This window comes from Bacillus cereus group sp. MYBK227-1 (genome assembly GCF_051916325.1).
In the GTDB taxonomy this organism is placed as follows: domain Bacteria; phylum Bacillota; class Bacilli; order Bacillales; family Bacillaceae_G; genus Bacillus_A; species Bacillus_A cereus.
In genome coordinates this window covers 13,628-35,270 of record NZ_JBQAGK010000009.1, presented here as the reverse complement: position 1 = coordinate 35,270, position 21,643 = coordinate 13,628, and the positions used below count along the sequence as shown (strand labels likewise).

Below are 21,643 nucleotides of genomic sequence, written 5' to 3'. Positions count from 1 at the left end.
ACACCTACTTACATAGAACGCCTTTCTCCTTATTTGAACTCTAGGGAATAGAGCACACCTAAGAAAGTGGCACATTATATGTAAGTGGGTGTTCTCAAATGTTCTCTACCCTAGTTATTTTGTTACCTTTACTATATTACGCATTTATTAAGTCAGTTTTGATAGATTGTTAATTAGGTGTTAATCGAATGTTAATATTCACCATATCATTATTTACATTAATCTAGATATTAAAATATAAATAAATAGAACGAAACAATACTTAAAATTCAATCAATATGTAAATTCATTCCATAGTTAATGATTTTTAGTTTGCTTGCCACTGCTTGCAAACTAAAGTTATCCCAAGCAGTACTATAAAGTGGAATGCGCCTTTTCTCTTGTATTGATATGGCCCAGGCTGTAACAACATCAGTACCATATCCGTTCCCTTGAAACTCCGCTAAAGTTTCCACACTTGCCTCAGCAGCTACGGGCGTACTTCTGGCACTGCAACAAACAGAAACTACTTTTTCATTTTTTACAATTGCCAAATAAGGTTGCCTCCTTATTTACTCCATTTACCATCCATTCATAATCTATTTTTCATGTTCAAAATAAAAATCCCATTCAAATACACATTACTGAATCCATCATACTAACTGATTTCTTCATTCTGTCTATCTAAATGGGATTATTTTTCGTTTTTTACTCTACTGGTTGTTGTGGCTGTACTACTTCATTCGCTCCAGCTACCCTCAACATATTTACAATATCTTTAAAACCTCTTTTTTCAGCGTATTGCAGTGGCGTCAGATGTTCCTTGTTAGCCATGTTTACATCTGCACCGTGATCAATAAGTAATTGAATTACTTTCTTATGATTTTCACTACCATTTCCTAATACAATTGCTTCTAATAACGCTGTTCCACCACGTTCATTTTTATAATTCACATCAATATCTGTATGCTCTAATAATTCTTTAACAACCTCTACATGGCCACGCTCAGATGCAGAAATAAGTGCTGTCCCACCTGACCTAGTCGTTTCTTTCGTATTAACTCCTGCATTAATTAATACTTTTACAATATCCGTATATCCTTCTCTACTTGCATAAAGAAGTGGATTACTTTTTTTCTCATCTTTAATTTCAATATTAGCACCTGCACCAATTAATGCTTTAACTGTCTCTACATGATTTTGGTACGTCGCTGCAAGGACAGGCGTTTCTCCGTTGTCACCTTCTACGTTTATATTCGCTCCATCCTGAATCAACTTCATAGCTGTCTCTGTGTCTCCAAGAGTAGCTGAAAGTAACAACTGTTTGTCCATTAAATTTATACTTTTCTCTTCTTTGGATTCTTCCTGTTCTTTATGCTTCTCTTTTTTCTTCTCATTTTTCACATGAACCGGTTTCGATTCTGGTTCTTCTTGCTTATCGCAAGCCACTACCGTCATTAAAAGTCCTAATAAAATACATAATAAAATTTTTTGTTTTCTCACAACTACAGCTCCTATGAAAGATAATGTTTTCTTAACCATTCCTCCATCACATACAATAACTCTTCTTGAGTACATTTATCCATAAGCCCTTTAGATTCCTTCTTTAATCGGATTATCTTAAGCTTATACTATGTTTCTCAACCTATTGAAATGATACGCCTGATGGCCCCATCATTAACATTATGAAGCAATTAGTTTAGCACGTTTTTACCGCATTTGTATACATTTCTAAAAAGTACATAAATGATTGCTTTAGGTTACTATATTCCATTGTAACCGTTCTGCTAAAAATTTTACACCTTTTCTATATTTGCACCTGAGTAATAATAGAAAAAGACAACTACATAGTTGTCTTTTTCTATTAATGATGTCCACCATGATTTCCTGCTTTCGGTTTCCCCATCATCTCTTTATTCATTTCCCATTTATGCTCTGCTAGCTCTTTATACGAAAGAACTTTCCCCTTATAGTTAGATACAAAGCTCTCTGCATCTTTTTTATTTTTAAATGAAATGACATTATAAGCCATCGGTGTCGTTATTGTTTTATCATATACGTAAGTAGCGTCTTCTAACGAAATCCAATCTTTCGAATCATAATCTCGGACAAATTTCTCTTTCGTCTTTTCATCTGAGTTGATCTCCATCCATTTATACATACAACCGATATCATCAAACTTTAACGCTTTTCCATTTTCTAAAATAATTTCTGTTGCAAATTGATTATCTGTTACCCCAATTTGGCAAATATCACATTTATCATGTTTCTCATCAATGGCAACAGCTGCTGTTTCCTTTTTCCCACACCCGACTACCGTAAATACGAAACATAAACATATAGCAAGTACGACATATTTTACTTTCATCAATATTCCTCCCTAGAAACCGTATACTCCACGAAAAGAATACCAAAAGGTTGTGTGAGATTTGTGAAAAAACAATGTGCTTTTTGTAATATAGGAAACAAAAAAAGATGTGTAGTTATTTCTACACATCTCTCATCACTCGCAACCTGTAATTAACAAATCATCTTCTAATTTAACTAATAATGTATCCGCACTAATTTCCTGTCCAACTTCTACATTTACCAATCTTATATTTCCACTAATCCCGACTGCAATTTTTTTAAGCTCACCGTCATTTTTTCGGATCATCAGTAATTTTTCCCATTCATATACGTAAGAAGATTCATTAATAAAAATCTCCTCTACTTTTCCTTCATAAGAGCTATAAATCTCTTCAATTCTCGTTTTCATATAACATCTACTCCCTATTTCACACTTCACTATTTTCATCTTATTCTACCATTCTTACGAGAAGCAGCTTACTTTTTAAAAATTCAAATTAACTACCGTGAACAAAATGAACAAAATAAAAATTATGCTTCTAATGATGTTATTTTTCAAATTATTTACCATTTGAATAGATGCTTTTATTATAAATAAAAAACCTTTTTCTGAATTTTTATTCTATTTTGAAAGCGCAATCATTCTTTTGAGGGGGAAATTACATGTTAGCACTACTTGGATTTGCGATGGTATTTGTCTTTATGTTTTTAATTATGACGAAACGTATGTCAGCGCTAGTAGCATTAATATTAATTCCGAGTGTTTTTGCATTAATTGGCGGATTCTATGCCGATATGGGGCCTATGATGTTAGAGGGGATCCAAAAATTAGCACCTACTGGTATTATGCTTATGTTCGCTATTTTATATTTTGGGATTATGATTGATAGCGGTTTATTCGATCCTGTCATTAGTAAGATTTTAAAATTTGTAAAAGGAGATCCTTTAAAAATCGTTGTCGGAACGGCTATATTAACTATTATCGTTTCTCTAGATGGTGATGGTACAACAACATACATGATTACAGTTTCCGCAATGTATCCACTATATAAGCGCCTTGGAATGAACCCCCTCATATTAGCTGGAGTTGTTATGTTAGGGGCAGGGGTAACAAATCTTACACCTTGGGGTGGACCCACAGCTCGTGTTATGAGCGCACTTGGGCTTGAGGCTTCCGAATTATTTACACCTCTTATTCCAGGAATGATTGCTGGTGCAATTTGGGTTGTTTTCGTTGCCTACTATCTTGGAAAAAAAGAAAGAAAACGTTTAGGAATTATGGATGTACAGTATTTACAACAAATGCAAACAATGGATGAGCAAGCTGCAACTGTCGAAGCAGCAGTGCATAAACGCCCTAAACTTCTATGGATTAACTTTTTATTAACCGCCACATTACTTGTCTGTCTCATACTAGAAGTTATGCCATTACCTGTTTTATTTACAGTCGCTTTTGCTATCGCTGTTATGATTAACTATCCAAACTTAGAGCAACAGAAAGAACGTATTGCTTCTCATGCTGGGAATGTATTAGCAGTTGTTTCTCTCGTATTTGCTGCCGGTATTTTCACTGGTATTTTATCTGGAACAAAAATGGTAGATGCAATGGCTAACAGTGTAGTAACTCTTATACCAGATGCACTTGGACCACAATTGCCAATTATTACAGCACTTCTCAGTATGCCATTCACATTTTTCATGTCTAATGATGCATTTTACTTCGGGGTATTACCTATTTTGACGAAAGCTGCTGCTACTTACGGAATTAGTGCAGCTGAAATGGGACGTGCTTCCTTACTTGGGCAACCCGTTCACTTATTAAGTCCTCTTGTCGCTTCCACTTATTTATTGGTCGGAATGGCAAAAGTTGATTTCGGTGAACATCAACGCTTCACTTTATTGTGGGCCGTTGGAACGACAATGGTTATGTTAATTACCGGAATTGTAATTGGGATTATTCCAATATAAGATGCAAAAAAAACAGTAGAAGGAATAAAAATCCTCTACTGTTTTTTATTATGAAGAAACAAGAAAATAACGTCTCTCGGGTCTCCCAACACTTCCATATATTAGCTCTGCGTGGACTTTCTTCCCAGATATCAAATACTCTAAATAACGCCTTGCCGTTGATCGGCTTACGCCTACCATTGAACTTAGCACCTCTGCTGTAATCCCTTCTTCATTAACTGTTAACATATGCTTTTTTATTTTCGCTAAAGTTAAAGGATCTATCCCTTTCGGGGCATATTCTATTTGATCTCCCTTCACCCCTCTTTGAGACCATAAATATTCAATTTGCTCCGTAGATAATTGATTATTTTTCTTTAACTGTATAATCTTTTTTTGATAGCCTTCCAGACTTGCTTTAAATCGGTCAAACATTAGTGGCTTTACGATATAATCTGTTACTCCGCCCCGCAGGGCGTGCCTCACTACATCTGTTTCCGATGCCGCTGTAATCATAATAATATCTGTATCGTGCAAATGATGCCTAATATATGTGACAAGTTCCGTTCCTTGCATATCAGGTAAGTACACATCTAATAAAACAAGCTGTGGCTTCACAAGCTCTAGCCATTCTTTCGCTTGTTCTCCAGTCGTTGCCGTTCCAATTACTTTAAATCCCTCAATTTTCTCAGTAAAACGACGATGAATGTCAGCAATCCGAATATCATCTTCTACAATTAATACTTCAATCTCCTCACCCATTACTATTCGCCTCTCTCTTTCGGTAGTGCAATAATAAATAACGCACCACCTAAATCCCCTTTTTCAATTGCAATACTTCCATTTAAATCTTCTACTAACTCTTTCACTTTTGCTAATCCATATCCTCGCTCTCCTCCTTCTTTCGTCGAAAAGCCTTTATAGAATATGCTAGTAATTATTTCATCATGAATCCCTTGCCCTGAATCTTCCACTTCAATTAATATTTCTTCTCCAATATCAGTTACAAACATCCTTACTTTCTTATCATTCTCTTCATTTTTTTCAATTGCTTCAAATGCATTCGTAATTAAATTTCCTAAAATAGAAACGACATAATTACTCTCAATATGTGGACTTAATTTTTCTAAACCACTTTCTCTATCTAGCATAAAATCAATCTTCAACTCTCGTGCTCTATTATAAAATCCAATTAAAATTCCACCTAGCCATGGATTTTGAATCCGCTTCATAATAAATTGAACAAAATCTTGATATACCGCTGTTTCCTTATGAATAAGCTCTAAAGCATCTTCGTATGATTCTAATTGAATAAGACCTGAAAGCGTATACAATAAATTGTTATATTCGTGCGCTTGCGCTCGTAATGCCTCTGTATATTGCTTCGTCTGAGATAATTCTGCTGTTAACTGATCCATTTCAGATTTCAAACGTAAGCTCGATACAACGCCAGTTACTTTATTCTTTACTTTAATAGGTAGACGGTTCGCAATAACAGCCTGTCCTTTTATATTTAATTGGCGATCAAACTGTTCTTCACCAGTTTGAATTACATCTAGTATCGTTGAATTAGGAATTACATTTAAAATAAATTCCCCAATAATATTTTGTTGTTTATCTAGCGAAAGAATATCATAAGCTGCTTGATTGACTAAACTAATCATGCCATTTTTATCGATTACAATAATCCCTTCACGTACAGATTGAATCACTGTACTATGCTCTTCATATAAAGATGAAATTTCTTCTGGTTCCATCCCGAACATCATTCTTTTTATACTTGCCGCTAAATATATAGAGCCGATTACTCCAATTAATAGCCCTATTATTGTAATCCAAAATACACGCTTTCCATACACTTCTACCGCTCCATGAATATCAGCCATTGAAAATCCAACAGACACCACACCAATGATTTCATTTTCCTGATTACGGATTGGAACTTTTCCGCGTAATGAAGGGCCTAATGATCCAGTTGCTTTCGAAACATATGATTTTCCTTCTAATAAAACGCCTTTATTATCTCCGCCAACCATTTTTTCTCCTATTTTATCTCGCTCAGGATGCGCATAACGAATCCCCTCTTTGTTTCCAACTACAATGAAGTCAGCCTCTGTATCCATTCGAATTTTTTCTGCGATTGGCTGAATAATAGAAGCTGGATTTTCTTTTTGAAAAGCTTCCTGAATTTCTGGTATCGCGGCAACTGTTTTCGCAACATGCAAAGCCCGTTTCCCAATTTGCTCTTCTACCGTTTCAGATAATATGTAATAAAATAAATAACTCGTTAGCAGAAGTACCACTAAAATAAGTGTACTAATAGTTAATGTAATTCTCGGTTGGAGTTTTAATTTTTTAAATTTCAAAACCATTCCCCTAACATGATTAAAGATAGAATTTAAAGAATATACAGTCTCTTTAATTATACTTAATCATAACACGGTTACTCTATATTTCTTTCTTTTTCTCTTCATAAAAAAAGAAACGAAGTAAAATTATTACCTCGTTTCTTAATATTTGTTATTACACTTTAAACTTACTAATCATCTCTTGTAATTCTTCTGCCATTTGTGATAAATGGACTGCTGCTGCATTTATTTCATCTACTGAAGCTAATTGTTCTTCTGAAGAACCAGCAATATTTTGAACGCTTGCTGCATTTTCTTCAATTGTAGCTGCAATTTCATTAATAGATGCACTTACTTGTTTTGCATCTACCGTCATTTGTTTTGCTACATCTACCATGCTATCAATTTGTACAACTGTATCATTTGTAGACTTCAATATTTCGGCAAAGCTTTGCTTCGTTTCATTTGCAACTACAAGTCCTGATTGTACTTCTGCTCCAACTTGATTCATAGAGCTTACTGTTTCTTTTATATCAAATTGAATCTCTTTCACTAGTTTCCCAATTTCCGTAGAAGACTGTCCTGATTGTTCTGCTAGCTTTCGCACTTCATCTGCTACAATTGCAAATCCTCTTCCTTGCTCTCCAGCTCTCGCAGCCTCAATTGCCGCATTTAACGCTAATAAATTTGTCTGTTCTGCAATATGTTGAATCACTTCAAGGATTGCTCCAATTTGTTTCGACTTATCGTCTAACAAACCAATGATTTTGTCTGACTGTGAAACAGACTCATGAATTAATTGCATTTGATTCACAGTTTGTTCAACTAACTTCCCACCATTTTCAGCTTTTTTCTTCGTATACATAGAGGCTGTAGATACTAATGAAGAACTATCTGCAACACGCTGAATTCCTTCTGTAACTTCTTCTAACAATGTTGCTCCTTCTTCAACTTCTTTCGTTTGTATTTCTGCACCACTTGATACTTGCTCTATCGCCTGTGTAATTTGTTCCGTTGCTTCGCTTGTCTGCTTCATACTAGCTGTTAATTCTTCTGAAGATGCCGCTACATGACTTGCTGAAGTGTTTATATTGGAAATGACACTTTGTAACGATGCAGCCATCTCGTTAAAACTTTCTCCTAGCTGTCCAATTTCATCTTTAGAATGAACTGTAATTGATTCTGTTAAATCACCTTCACTAATCTTCTTCGATGATATGACAAGTTGTTTTAACGGTTTAATAATAGACGCAATTATGAAGTAAATTACAATCCCACCGATTATTAGTGAAATTCCAAGAACAGTTACTGTTTTATAGAAAATAGGTTCAGCCGCTTCGATAATTTCTTTGGAAGGCATAATTCCTGCTATTTTCCACCCAGTTTTCTTATTCGTTTTAAAAGTGATATTGCGATCTTCACCATCTAATGAATAATGAAAATCCCCAGCTTCCTGTTTATACAATTCTTTACTAAGTTTCTCTTCTAATTTCTCTCCTGGCTTCATTTTCGGGTGCGCTACTACATTTTTATCTTGATCAAATATCGCTACATATCCTTCCTTACCAATATTAACCATCTTGGAAGTAGTAACAATATTATTAATGATTAAGTCAATCCCAAGAACTCCACTTTTATCCTCGTTTTGTTTTGCTAGTGTAATAACAATATTTCCTGTCGTTTTTGACTTATATGGAGCAGTTACAATTACTTCTCCACTTTTCTTCACGGCCTCTTTATACCAATCTCTTTCTGTAGGATTATATCCATCTGGCATCTGAATAGCTGGTGATTGAATGAACTGTCCATTACTAGATCCTGTATAGATTGCTTCCATTTCTGGATGCAGTTTATTGTATTCTTCTAGTTTATTTTGTATGTTTTGAATTTGATCTGCTTGGTAACTTGATTGTGTGAATAATTTCGTAAAATAAGTTGCATCTACTTTTTTACTATCCAATTCTTTATTAATTACATTATCCAAAATTTTTATATTATCTTTCGCCGAGTTTAAAATCGTTTCATTAAAATTCGTCTTCGCCTGTTGATAAGACGTCCAACCAATTACAATACTTGGAAGAATTAAAATAATAATAAATGATACAAGTAACTTTGTTTTTAAACTACTACTCCTTAATTTCCCTTGAAACATACTTCTACCCCTCCATACCGTTTTAAATGTAATTATTTAACATTTAATCTTTCTATAAAAATAATACGATTTAAATGTATCAATGAGACTCTCTATCTTTTTATACATCTAAAGAATTGATACATATCTTTTTCATTCTATATAAATTAAATAATTAAAACAATGTATAAAAATGTATATTATTCGAAATATTATAATTCATAGGAGAACCTCTAGTATTTCACTTACTAGAGGTTCTTTCCACCTTATTATTCTTTATCTTTTTCTACTTCTTTTTTCTTATCTTCTACTACAGATACAACAGGTTTATCACTTGATAATTGTTGCACTGCTCCTTTTCCTGCAAATCCTTCTAATAGCTCTTTTAAGTCAATTCCAGAAGAAGCCTTTAACGTTTCTTGCATCGTTGCCATTAAATCAGTCGCATAGCCCGCAACTTTTCCGGCCCCGCTATTTTTACCACCGCCGCCTGTATCGACAACTGTGATTCTATCAATATTACTAAGCGGACTTGCAACTTCCTTCGCATAACTTGGAAGCATTTTAAGAACCATATCCATAATTGCCGCTTGACCATATAATTCAAATGCTTCAGCAATTTTTTGTTTCGCTTCTGCTTCTGCTAAACCTTTTAATCTAATAACATCTGCTTCTGCTGTACCTTGCGCTTTTTGTACTTCCGCTTTCGCTTGACCTTGCGCTTTTTCGATTTCCGCCTTCGCTAAACCTTCCACACGTACTTCTTCCGCACGAGCTCTCGCTTCAGCTTCAATCTTATATTGATCCGCATCTGCCTTTTTAATTTGTTTTACTTTTTCTGCTTCTGCTGATTGCTCAACAGCATAACGATCTGCATCTGCTTTTTTCTTAACTTCTGCATCGTATTGCTTTTCACGACGCGCAATCTCTTTTTCTTCTAACTCGATTTGCTTTTCACGCTCAATGATTTTAACGCGCATTTGCTCTTCTGTAACACCTTGTTGTGCTTTCGCTTGTTGTAATTCGTAAGAAAGATCCGCATCTGCACGTGCTTGCTCTTGTTCTCTCTTATAGGACTGTACTTTTAATTCTTTATGTTTTTCAGCTTCAGCGATTTGTGCATCACGTTGATATTCTGCTTCTTTTGCCTCTTTTTCAGCACGTGCTTTTTCAATACGTGCTTCTTTTTCACGCTCTGCATTTGCAATTGTTGCATCACGCTTAACTGTCGCAATTTGCGGCTGACCAAGCGCATCTAAGTATCCGTTTTTATCCATTATTTCTTTAATTGTGAAAGAAACAATGCGAAGTCCCATCTTCTTTAAATCTGTAGAAGCTACTTCATGTACCTTTTGAGCAAATTGCTCTCTATTACTATACGCATCCTCTACTGTCATAGAAGATAAGATTGCACGTAAGTGACCTTCTAAAACCTCTTTTGCTTCTACTTTTAACTCTTCTGTTTCTTTTCCTAAATATTGCTCAGCTGCAGTAGATACTTCTTCAATTGTAGAACCTACTTTAATAATAGAAACACCATTTACTGTAACTGGAACACCTTGCTTCGTATACGTATCACGTGTACCAACTTCTAATTTGTAGTTTAATAGGCTTAAAGGCTCTGCTCTTTGCATAATTGGAACTACGAAAGTACCGCCCCCGCGGATAATCTTAATCTTCTTTCCATCATCAGTGGTAACAACATTCTTTCCTCCACCAAGCCAGTTCCCTGTAACAATTAACGCTTCATCTGGACCAACCGTACGATACTTCGTAATGAATACTAAAATGAGTAGAATTAAAATTGCCAGTAAAACTCCACCGATAATTAATGGAATCGTCATGTAAATTCCCCCTTATAATTTTGGTTTTTTTAAAGAATAAGCGATGTTTTGTACAAGTAAAACACCATCTTGGACTCCCTCGATAATAACCTCTGTTCCTTGCGAAATATCTTTTTTTCCAACAGTTTTAGCTGGGATTGCATTACTTCCAAATTGGGATAAAATTAATACTTCACCAAATCCTTCTGTAGGAATTGTCGTAATGACTTCTCCTTTGCAACCGATAAATTCATCCATACGTTGTACGGTATTTTGTTCTGCTTCTGCAATCGGTTTTAAAATTAGTATTTTCATGATGAAAACACCGATAAAAGATATAGCAAATGCAGCCCCGAAAATAGTAATACTATTAAAGGAAAATAAGTACTCTCCTATATAACTAAGCCCACATAACATGGCGAAGAAACTAAGTAATAAAGTAACAACGGATACAGATCCGCCCCCAAAACTAAATATCGATTCAAATATATCTCCAAAGAAGATATAAATAACAGTGAGTATAGTAGCAATAATAAATCCATATAAATAAATTGTTTCAAGTGGATAACCAAACAAGACCATTTCTTATCCCCCTTTCTTAAACAATCCCTTTTTTGTTATGTGTATGCCCCACCTCTTTCAAAGATTATTGTTCTTAATTTTCAGTTATTTATCTTTTAAATAAAAGCCTGTAAGACAGGCCTCTAAAAAAGAACAGGAGAAACCTATTGTGACAGGCTCCTCCTAGAAAATAACCGATATATTATATATCTATATAATATACTATTTTCCACAAAAAGTAAAGTTAAACATACATTGGAAAAGCACTTATTTTACTGACAATTCGTATGTTCCATCGCCATTATCATATTTATATACATACAAGTAATACTTACCTGGTTTTGCATTAAATTTTGCTTCTATATGATTCCCATTAGCTTGACCGTAAGCCGCATAATTTTGCATATCTGATTCATGGTGAAGTACCCATGTCATCCCAATTCCATACTCATTTAAAACAGAAATGTCGATATCTTTCGCTGATGCTACATTAAATGTATAAACATCAGTGTGGTCCCCGCCAATAAGACTACCTTTTATAGTACTATTTAGCCCGATACGATTTGCTTCCTCTGAACGATTATTTGGTTCTGATTCTGTTAAACTTCCATCTTTAATCGTAACAGTTGTTTCGCTTCTGCTCTCTTTTCCCTTATCATCTTTTACTCTTAACGATACTTTATAAGAACCTTCTCTTTCATATACATGTACTGGATTCACTTCTGCACTTGTGCTTCCATCTCCAAATTCCCATAAATAAGAAGCAATTTTTCCATCTTCATCGTTTGAGCCATCACTTTTAAATTGAATTCCCTCTTTTACAAGACCGCTATAAGGGCCATTTATATTAACCGTTGGAGCTTTATTTTCTCCATCATCTTTTGCGATTCCATGGAAGACTACATCATATTCAAATTCATTTGAGCTATTCACACGATAATTGACGAAGTATGCTGTAACAGTTTTGTAGCCACTCCATTCTTTTTGCGCCAATTGTTCTAAAGATTCATTTACTCTTTTACTCATTTCTTTCCAATCTTCTGATTCACCTTTTGTGACACTACCTGTATACGTACCTTCTAATGTAAATGTATTAAAGAATTGAGAATTATGTTTTGTCATTTTTGTATCTTTCATAGGCAACGTATCACTAATTTCTTTCTTCACCGCTGCTAATGACTTCGTTTCATGTTCAGCTAAATAATCATCAGCTACTTCTGGTACAGTGTATGTATCTTGATTATCAATTAACTGCTGCATATACTCTTGATACTCTTTATTTAACTTAGGATCTTTACTTAGATTTTCACGATATGCATCATAATTTTTCACGTCATTCGCACGAATCAAATCTTGAATTTTATCAAATGTTTCAAACTGATGCGTATATAAGTAAGACTGCAATGCGAACGAGTAATTATAGAAATCCCAAGAACCGTATTTAGCAAATAGTGTACGCTCTGCTGTATAACGGCTTGCAGGATCAGATGATAATCCGCTAATTATACTCTTTCTTGGTACAACGTTATTCGTACGAGTAGATCCTGCGAAAAACTCTGCATTTCCTTCTTGGAACCAAGTTAACCTTTCATTTTGATACATATCTCCTCTTCCAAATAGACCTGGTACTTCATATCTACCTTGCAGGTAATGAGTAAATTCATGACGGAATAACTCTTCTAAACTATAAATACTTTGCTCTGGTGTACGCTCATATGTAAAGAATGTACCTGTCTCTTCAATATAAATTCCACCGTTGTTTGTTTCATATCCATACAATTGTCTATTTAACTGATATTCATCTGGACTATTATAAATTACGATCGTTAATACATCATCCGCATTTCCTGGCTCTAACGCTTTGTCATTTCCAATTACACGGTGATACTGTGCCTTTACTTCCTTCGCAGCCCAATATAGTCTCTTAATTTTTTCTTCTGATACTTTATCTCCTGTTTTGAACACAATTGATCCATCGTCGAATGTATACGTTTTTGGTAAGTATTGCTCTTTTCCTTCTTTACGTATTTTCTCTAAATCTACTGTATTCCCGCTATAATCTTTACCATTATAATTTGTTGTAATTTGTTCTACCGCAACAAAATACGGTTCACTTAAGCGCGGGTACATATGCATCGCTTGTGTAACAACCTCTAATCCTTTATTTGGATTGCTATGAAACTTCCCTAAACGGCTAGCAAAATAAATGCCATTATTAACGAGCCATTTATTTTCTGGCGTTACTTCATTTAGAAGAGCAATACGATTTATTTCATTAATAAACCCATCTACTTTTCCATACCACATCGTTTCATTCGCTTCTTTACGAGCCTCAGTTAAGTACGACTGCATATCATAGTCAATACCTTGCATAATATCGTATATTGCTTGTCCCTTCATTCGATCATTTACATAAGTAGTATAATTATCATTGTATTGCTTTAAAATATTCGATGCATATTGAACCGTTTCAACATCGCTTGAAGCATTACTAATTAATTTACCGTACGCAGATACGACTGTATCTTGTTCAACTGTACCAAGCTTAAAGTTTGGATTTTTTGCGATTGCTTTTAAAGCAGGTAAACATTTATCCTGGAAGCTTCTTTCATTTAAGTCGCTTAATTCACTATTATAAAATGCAAGATAAAAAGCTGAACGCAGCACTTCAGTAAACGTTTGAATTCCTTTTGAATCATCTTTCGTAAATGTACTACCTCTATGAGCTAATTCATCTATAATGACTTGCATTTTTCCTTTATCTTTATAAAAAGCCTTTGCATCTTCATTAAACTGGAATAAGTCTGTAATTTGGTGCCATTTAATACTGCCTAACGTTTCAACTAATTCTTGGTCATTCATTTTGTTTAAATCAGCCATTGAATAGCTTTCTTTAACCTGCTTTACTGCAGTTTTCTTCGTAATAGATGCTGGTCGCTGTGAAAAATCTCCTACTTTTAAACGTTCTTGAAATGATAAAGTTTCATCAACTTTTGAAATATGTCCAACTTCATCTACCGACTTTTCAATTCCAACCGGTTTCGTTTTTAACACGTTATACGGTACTTTTTCTTCCGCTGCTGCATGAGTTTGAAGTGCGCCTAACGATAAAGCCATTGTACTAATGCTAAGCATCACTTTATTGATCTTTGATTTCTTGTTCATATCCTGACCCCCTATTTTAATATTCCATTCAAGAATTTAACATAAAATCTGGATGTAACAATATAAAATGCAATATTTCATATTATTTCTTCCTATAATTTGTACATATCGTGAACGCATTGCTCTTTACCTCCCTAAAACAAATTGCATCCTTTCACATTATAAAAAGGGAATTTTTTGACAATTAAAAACTTAATTGTTATGATTATTATAATTGTTAACTTTATTAAATAAGGGTGGGATTCTATGATAAAAAAAGAAAACAGTGTATTTTATATCTCCTTCTTGCTAACAACATTATTCATTATATGGGGAATTACCCCAGCAAGTTGGATACAAGGCTACGATTTACAAAGTGTTACATCTTCTTTAAACTCATTTATCCTCAATAAATTTGGATGGTTTTACTCTCTACTTATGACTACAATGATTATTTTGGCTGCTTATTTAGCATTTTCCAAGTACGGTTCTATTCGTCTCGGTAAAGATGGAGAAAAGCCAAAATATAATTATCCATCTTGGCTATCCATGTTGTTTGGGGCAGGAATGGGAATTGGACTCCTCTTTTATGGAATCGCTGAACCGATTTCACATTTTACAGATCCGTTAACAGGAAAAGCAGGTACAGAAGAAAGCGCCAAACTCGCTATGCAATATTCATTTTTCCACTGGGGACTCTTTCCGTGGTCACTATACGCAATGGTCGCTTTAACAATTGCATATTTCACATTCCGCAAACAAAAAGGTAGCACTATCGGGGCTACAGTTACTCCATTATTTAATCGATCGAAAAATTCCCGTATTGGAAAAACAGTTGATATTTTAGCTGTTTTAGCCACAGTGTTTGGCATTGTACCATCTGTTGGGATTGGTGCTCAACAAATTGCTGGAGGATTAAGCTATTTATTCCCTTCCATTCATAACACTTTACTTACTCAGCTCGTACTTATAGCTATCTTCGCTGTTTTATATTTAACAAGTGCACAAACTGGCTTAGATCGTGGGATTAAATATTTGAGTAACTTGAATTTCTCTCTTGCAAGTATTTTACTCATCTCTTTCTTACTTTTAGGACCAACTGTATTTATTATGAAATATTTCACATCTACACTCGGTTCTTATATCGGCGCTTTACCTAGTATGGGATTAAATTTAGGAGCATTTAGTGAAAAATCTTCTTCTTGGATTGAAAACTGGACTATTTTCTATTGGGGATGGTGGATCTCTTGGTCTCCATTCGTCGGCACATTTATCGCACGTATTTCTAAAGGACGCACAATAAAAGAATTTATTTTTGGAGTTGTATTAGTCCCAACTCTTATCTGTACATTTTGGTTTGCAGTATTTGGTGGTACCGCAATTCATATGGAAATGTTCCAATCGCTTGGAATAGCTGATGAAATTGCAAAAAATGGTACAGAGATTGGATTATTTGCTGTTATTTCACATCTACCATTTTCTACCTTTTTAACGATTATCGGGTTAATTTTAGTAGCCACATTTTTCGTTACTTCTGCCGATTCAGCAACATTTGTTGTTTCAATGCAAACGAGTAACGGAAGCTTATCACCGAAAAATAGTTTAAAACTTATATGGGGATTAACAATCGCGATAATTGCCGCTATTTTATTACAAGCTGGAGGATTAAATGCACTACAAATCGCAGCTATCATCGCAGCACTACCATTTTCTATCGTAGTCGTTCTTATGGTCATTTCGCTCTTTAAGGAGCTGCGAAAAGAAGATGTTAATTTGCAAACAAAAGAAGTATCTCAAAAAATAAAAAAGGTTATGTAACGATTAGCACCTCAAATTACTTCTGAATCCGTAACAACTGAGGGAAAAGTAGATTAATAAAACCCATTCGTATGAAATATAATTTTCATACGAATGGGTTTTCACTCTATTATATAGTGTTGTAAACATGCCTTCTCCTCAAATCCTACTTTCTTGTATAATTTCATCGCACGATCATTATTCGTATTCAAACATAATTCTATCTCCTTCATTCCTTGGAAGGAAATAATATACTGAATTGCCTTTTGTAATAACCGCTCTCCGACACCTTTTCTTCTACTATTTTCAGCGGTTGCAATAAATTCGATATTCGCTTCTTGAAACTCTGGATTTACTTCCACATATACATAACCTTCTAACTTATCATTCTTCATACTTACAAATAATTTATTCGTATTACTTAAACGTTCAATAATTTCGTTTCCGTCATAATACGTATTAGAAAACACATGATTGTGTAAAGCGATAAACTGCTCAAACACTTGTGGTAAAGCCTCTTCTACATTACATATAATACGGTGCTCCACAATATTATTTAAAACGAGAATACTATGTCGACCTTGTTCTTTTGCATGTAAATTCCTCATTAAACGGGCACAATTATTATTTTCCACATGATAAAAACCATAAAATCTCTCAATATGAAAAGGCACCTTTTCTATAAGTTCCTTCCACATATGTAAAGCAACTTCTTCCCAATTCTCTGCGATAATAAACGGCCCCCATATCTCTGCACATTTCTTTACTTCATCCACATCAAATCCTAATAAACCTATTAAATTATTATTCTCATAAGTAGCAACAAAAGATTGTTCCCAGCCTATATCTGAAAAATCATGAATAATTGTCTGTAACAACTCCTCTTTCTCATCTCCACAATAGCCAACATGATGAGTAGCATCTTTATTCATATTCGCAATAAATGCTGCCACCTCTTCAATTTTCAAAATAGAACTGACATACATAACCTCTCCTCCTTCACTAATATACTCACACCTTTTCCATTTATATCCTTCTAAAAAAGACATCACCATAAGCATATTTCAAAATGAAATCGCCATGATAATGTCTTCTCAAAAACTCATATAATCATCTTACGTTATAATAAGATAAAACGTTTTTTATTTCTTAAATAATCTCTTTCTAAATACAAACATACTCAGTGCTGAAAGAACTAACGCTATGCCTGAAAGTAATGTTGATGTATTCTCTTGTCCACCTGTTGCTCCTAATGATTTCTTACTTTCTTCTTGCTTATTAACAGCTGGTTTATTTTCTTTCACAACTTGATTATTCACGTTTTGTTCTTGGACTACTGCTGATTGATTTACCGCGTCTTTTGAACCTTCAATTTCTTTTCCTGTTTCTTTTACCTCCGCTTTCGATCCTTCAACTCCTGTTGTTGGCTCGTCCACTTCCTCTTTCGCTTCTTCAACTTCTTTCGTTGACTCTTTTACTTCCTCTTTTACTTCTTTTACCGGTTCTTTCACTTCTTCTTTTGTACCTTCAACTTCTTTTATCGGTTCTTTCACTTCTTCTTTTGTACCTTCAACTTCTTTTATCGGTTCTTTCACTTCTTCTTTTGTTTCTTCAACTTCTTTTACCGGTTCTTTTACTTCTTCTTTCGTTTCTTCAACTTCTTTTACCGGTTCTTTTACTTCTTCTTTCGTTTCTTCAACTTCTTTTACCGGTTCTTTTACTTCTTCTTTCGTTTCTTCAACTTCTTTTGTTGGCTCTTTTACTTCTTCTTTCGCTTCTTCAACTTCTTTTGTTGGTTCTGTCACTTCTTCTTTTTCAACTATATTTTGGATTACCGTTCCGTTAAACCTTATGCTAATTTCATCAGAATCTAAATCAAATTTATACACCTTTTCACCTGGGGTACTCCATTTTATTACTCCGTTATTAAACGTCCCTCCCTCACTTACCAATTGAATATTTTCAATACTTTCTCCTTCTAAATCATATACAGGAACTTGAATTTCTTCGTTTATTTTTGCATCATTTAAAATGATATTTTGTCTTCCAACATCAATTGTAAACCACTGACCTAATTGTATTAACGGCCTTACATCACGAATCTCATTTCCAGCTAAATTTAAGCTAAATAAGTTTAGCATGGAACCAATAACCGTTACATCTTTAATATGATTGTCCGCAAGATTTAACCACTGTAAATTTTCCAATGAAGATAGTGGTGTTATATCTTCAATTTGATTATGAGATACATTCACATTATTCAATTGTTTCAAGTTTGAGATAAACTCAATATTTTTCAGGCCTACTCCTTCTAAAGTGAGTTTTTCTAAGTTCGTCATGTATTCTAAACCTGTTATATCTTTTATCTCATTTCCTTTTTCTTTAAGTATCTCTAATTTTTTAATCTGTAATAAATCTTCTTTTGTGATAGGAGCGTTTACATTCTCTCTACCTAAATTCTCTTTATTAATATGTTGTTGTAAAGTTTTATCGAGAATTACATTTTCCTTTTGTTCATTATTCTCTTTTATTGTTTCCTTGATTTCGTCTAATCTTTCAACAACATTTTGAATTACTGTTCCATTAAACTTAATACGATTCTCTTCTGGATTTATATCCAACATAAATTCATATGTTTTTTCACCGGTAGTCCCCCATTTAACAGAACCATTATTAACGATCCCATCTTCACTCTTCAATTGAATAGTATCAAGTGCCTCTCCTTGTAAATTATAAATAGGTATTTTAACTTCCTTATCTTTTTCTACATCATCTAAAAAAATTTTTTGTCTTTGAATATCGATATACATTCTTTTTCCTAATTCTTGAACTGGTCTAACATCACGAATTTCATTTGAACCTAGTTTTAAATCATATAAACCTGTTAATTGACTAAGTGGCGTTATATCTGAAATATAGTTTTCTTCTAGATTTAATTTCTGTAACCCTGACAATTTTGATAATGGCGTAAGATCTACTAATTCATTTTTGGAAAGCCCTAATTCAATTAATTTATTCATCCCATTAATATGTTCAACATTACTCAATCCATTATTGCTTATTTCAAATGTCTTTAAATTCTTTAATTGGTGAACTCCTTCAAGACCTGCATTACTAATTTGATTATTTGCTACCGTCAAAGTCCTTAAAGATTTCACTGTAAATAATGGTTTAATATCTTTTATATAATTACTATTTAAATCTAGCATTTTAATCTTCTTCATTTGGCTTAATGGGCTTAAATCTGAGATTTTATTGTTTCTCAAAGTTAAAAACTCAATATGCTCTAACGTAGCCAAAGGTCCAATATCTTCAAGTTCACCATAGGTTATACTTAATGATTTCAATTGTCTCAAGTCCGAGATAAATTTTATATTTTTTAACTTAACTTCTTCCAACGTTAAGTTTTCTAAGTTCGTCATATATTCTAGACCACTTACGTCTTTTATTCCTTTACTTTTAGCTTCAACGACTATTAAGGATTTAACTTTTAATAAATCTTCCTTAGTTATTGGATTATCTAGATTCTCTCTATTCAAGTTATATTTATTAATATGCCTTTGTAATTGCTTATCTACTATTACATTTGCATCTTGTTGATCCACTTTATCCTCTTTATTTTCCTTTTGTGCTTCTGGAACATCTTTATCTAAATTCAATGTATTTACTTCAAACTGTACTTGGTACTTATTGTCATAGGCCATTGTTGGAATATAAATATGCATTCGCATATTATACCTTTTTCCTAATTCCCCTACTTCAAACTGAATCACTTTCGTTCCATTTTTCTTTTTGTCTTCTGATATTACTTTCACATCATGAAACACACCTGGAGTGTGAATATCCTCTGTCTTCAAGTATTGAAAGAAATCACTATCACTTAACGTTGCTGTTACAATTTTCTTTCCATTCTCAATTGTTAATTTCGGATCCTTTATATAAACAGCTGCCATAGACTCTTCATTCGTTTTATCTTTATACGCTTTAATAACAGCGTCATATGTACCATCTTCTAAACCTTGTCCAGTTTTATTCGCCTCAATTGCTACTGCCGCTAAAGCAGGTGTTGAATACACAGCAAACGGAAGTGATAACGCCGCCGCTATAATCATTGCATTTATACGTTTTCTTTTATTTTGTTTCAACTTTACATCTCCTCCGAAATATATAATTCAAAATGTAATCATTTCTCGAATAAATGATAATGATTTTCATTATCATTGTCAACTGAAAAAATAAAAAGTTTACAAAAAAAGAACCTCTTTAAAAGAGGTTATGCCATTTTCTCACCTGATTCTTCTCTAAAAAAGCTTTTCATCGCATGAAATACGTCTGCTTTTTGCTTTAAAATATAGTATCTAAAGTTTTCATCTTTAATATTTTTATAGGCTGACATGAGTGTACTGTGGCGGTTGTACTGATTCACTTCCCCATACCCAAACATATTACACTTCTTCATTAGCTCTTCAACAAGTTTTACACATCTAGCATTATCTGATGTTAAATTATCACCATCTGAAAAATGGAATGGATAAATATTATAGCGGTCAGGTGAATATTTATTATCGATAAGTTCTAATGCTTTTTTATATACGGAAGAACATATTGTTCCGCCACTTTCTCCTTTTGAGAAAAATTCTTCTTCTGTAACGACTTTCGCTTCTGTATGATGAGCAATAAATTCAATATCAACTGTTTCATACTTTGTGCGTAAAAATCTTGTCATCCAGAAAAAGAAGCTACGTGCCATATATTTCTCCCATATTCCCATCGATCCACTCGTATCCATCATCGCTAATACAACAGCTTTTGAATCTGGCTTTAATACTTCATTCCAAGTGCGGAACTTTAAGTCTTCTTGATGAATTGGATGAAAAGATGCTTTACCACCCATCGCATTTCGTTTATATGCGGATATCATTGTTCGTTTCTTATCGATATTTCCCCATAATCCTGTTTTTCTAATGTCATTAAATTCAACATGTTCAATCCGGTTTTCATCCATTTCTTTTCTCTTTAAATTAGGCAGTTCTAACTCTCTGAAAAACGCTTGCTCTAATTCTAAAATAGAGACTTCAGCTTCATAGTAATCTTCCCCAGCTGCATCTCCTGCTCCTTGCCCTTTTCCTGGCCCTTTTTGTTTTTGACCACCTGATCCATCTCTCGCAACGACATCACCAACTTTGCTGTCACCGTTTCCTTGCCCAACATGTTTATTTTTATCATAATTGTATCTAATCTTATATTCATCTAGAGAACGAATTGGTATTTTTACAACATCCTTGCCATTAGACATAACTATACTTTCTTCTGTTACAAGATCGGGTAAATTATTCTTAATTGCCTCTTGTACTTTTTCTTGATGGCGCTGTTGGTCGTCATATCCTTTGCGATGGAGGGACCAGTTTTCCTGTGAAATCGTATAATTTGGTTGATTTTCTTCGCCCATTCCTTTCCCTCCTTACTGTAATTGTCTTCCTGTATGAACAGCAATCTATAAATTTTGTTCTGTAATATGCAAGCTAGAATATTTGAAAGGTAACTGCCCACAGAAAATCATCCCA

At 33.9% G+C, this 21,643-nt stretch carries 14 protein-coding genes and 2 pseudogenes; 2 read left to right on the top strand and 14 right to left on the bottom strand.

Going from position 1 to position 21,643, the window contains the following annotated elements; all coding sequences use genetic code 11:
- Positions 1–269: 269 nt before the first annotated feature.
- The 4 genes and pseudogenes from ACTFRM_RS26540 to ACTFRM_RS26525 form a co-directional block, all read right to left on the bottom strand.
- Positions 270–545 (bottom strand): annotated as a pseudogene (locus ACTFRM_RS26540) (GNAT family N-acetyltransferase); the annotation flags it as partial.
- Between the two features lie 142 nt (positions 546–687).
- Positions 688–1,557, bottom strand: a complete 870-nt coding sequence (locus ACTFRM_RS26535; protein WP_000287336.1) for an ankyrin repeat domain-containing protein — start codon at positions 1,555–1,557, stop codon at positions 688–690.
- Positions 1,558–1,843: 286 nt separating this feature from the next.
- Positions 1,844–2,347, bottom strand: coding sequence for a nitrous oxide reductase accessory protein NosL (locus ACTFRM_RS26530; protein ID WP_000865665.1), 504 nt, complete (start codon positions 2,345–2,347; stop codon positions 1,844–1,846).
- 135 nt (positions 2,348–2,482) lie between these two features.
- The gene (locus ACTFRM_RS26525) at positions 2,483–2,737 is read right to left on the bottom strand and encodes a hypothetical protein (protein WP_000857376.1); all 255 of its coding nucleotides are present in this window, start codon (positions 2,735–2,737) and stop codon (positions 2,483–2,485) included.
- A 254-nt stretch (positions 2,738–2,991) separates the two neighbouring features.
- Between ACTFRM_RS26525 and ACTFRM_RS26520 the strand changes: the two genes are divergently transcribed.
- On the top strand, positions 2,992–4,296 hold the full coding sequence (locus tag ACTFRM_RS26520) for a CitMHS family transporter (RefSeq protein WP_242245713.1): 1,305 nt from the start codon (positions 2,992–2,994) through the stop codon (positions 4,294–4,296).
- Between the two features lie 48 nt (positions 4,297–4,344).
- On the opposite strand, the gene ACTFRM_RS26515 is transcribed toward ACTFRM_RS26520, so the two are convergent.
- The 7 genes and pseudogenes from ACTFRM_RS26515 to colA form a co-directional block, all read right to left on the bottom strand.
- A complete protein-coding gene (locus tag ACTFRM_RS26515; RefSeq protein ID WP_000503461.1) occupies positions 4,345–5,037 on the bottom strand; it encodes a response regulator in 693 nt (230 codons plus the stop codon).
- Between the two features lie 2 nt (positions 5,038–5,039).
- Positions 5,040–6,647: an ATP-binding protein gene (locus ACTFRM_RS26510; RefSeq protein WP_426866644.1), complete on the bottom strand. Its 1,608-nt coding sequence runs from the start codon at positions 6,645–6,647 to the stop codon at positions 5,040–5,042.
- A gap of 151 nt (positions 6,648–6,798) precedes the next feature.
- Positions 6,799–7,659, bottom strand: coding sequence for a methyl-accepting chemotaxis protein (locus ACTFRM_RS26505; RefSeq protein ID WP_370622813.1), 861 nt, complete (start codon positions 7,657–7,659; stop codon positions 6,799–6,801).
- A gap of 81 nt (positions 7,660–7,740) precedes the next feature.
- Positions 7,741–8,775, bottom strand: a pseudogene (locus ACTFRM_RS26500) (HAMP domain-containing protein); the annotation flags it as partial.
- A gap of 248 nt (positions 8,776–9,023) precedes the next feature.
- Positions 9,024–10,598, bottom strand: coding sequence for a flotillin family protein (locus ACTFRM_RS26495; protein ID WP_440043771.1), 1,575 nt, complete (start codon positions 10,596–10,598; stop codon positions 9,024–9,026).
- Between the two features lie 12 nt (positions 10,599–10,610).
- Positions 10,611–11,159, bottom strand: a complete 549-nt coding sequence (locus tag ACTFRM_RS26490; protein WP_000242445.1) for an NfeD family protein — start codon at positions 11,157–11,159, stop codon at positions 10,611–10,613.
- A 246-nt stretch (positions 11,160–11,405) separates the two neighbouring features.
- Entirely contained in the window at positions 11,406–14,303 is a 2,898-nt protein-coding gene (colA, locus tag ACTFRM_RS26485) for a collagenase ColA (RefSeq protein WP_440043770.1), read from the bottom strand.
- Positions 14,304–14,549: 246 nt separating this feature from the next.
- Between colA and opuD the strand changes: the two genes are divergently transcribed.
- A complete protein-coding gene (opuD, locus tag ACTFRM_RS26480; RefSeq protein WP_259592604.1) occupies positions 14,550–16,100 on the top strand; it encodes a glycine betaine transporter OpuD in 1,551 nt (516 codons plus the stop codon).
- Between the two features lie 101 nt (positions 16,101–16,201).
- Here opuD and ACTFRM_RS26475 read toward each other — a convergent pair whose 3' ends face one another.
- The 3 genes from ACTFRM_RS26475 to yhbH form a co-directional block, all read right to left on the bottom strand.
- Positions 16,202–17,065, bottom strand: coding sequence for a GNAT family N-acetyltransferase (locus ACTFRM_RS26475; RefSeq protein WP_000289531.1), 864 nt, complete (start codon positions 17,063–17,065; stop codon positions 16,202–16,204).
- 156 nt (positions 17,066–17,221) lie between these two features.
- Positions 17,222–20,224, bottom strand: coding sequence for a leucine-rich repeat domain-containing protein (locus ACTFRM_RS26470; protein ID WP_440043769.1), 3,003 nt, complete (start codon positions 20,222–20,224; stop codon positions 17,222–17,224).
- Between the two features lie 128 nt (positions 20,225–20,352).
- Positions 20,353–21,528, bottom strand: a complete 1,176-nt coding sequence (gene yhbH, locus ACTFRM_RS26465; protein WP_000503517.1) for a sporulation protein YhbH — start codon at positions 21,526–21,528, stop codon at positions 20,353–20,355.
- Positions 21,529–21,643 lie beyond the last annotated feature (115 nt).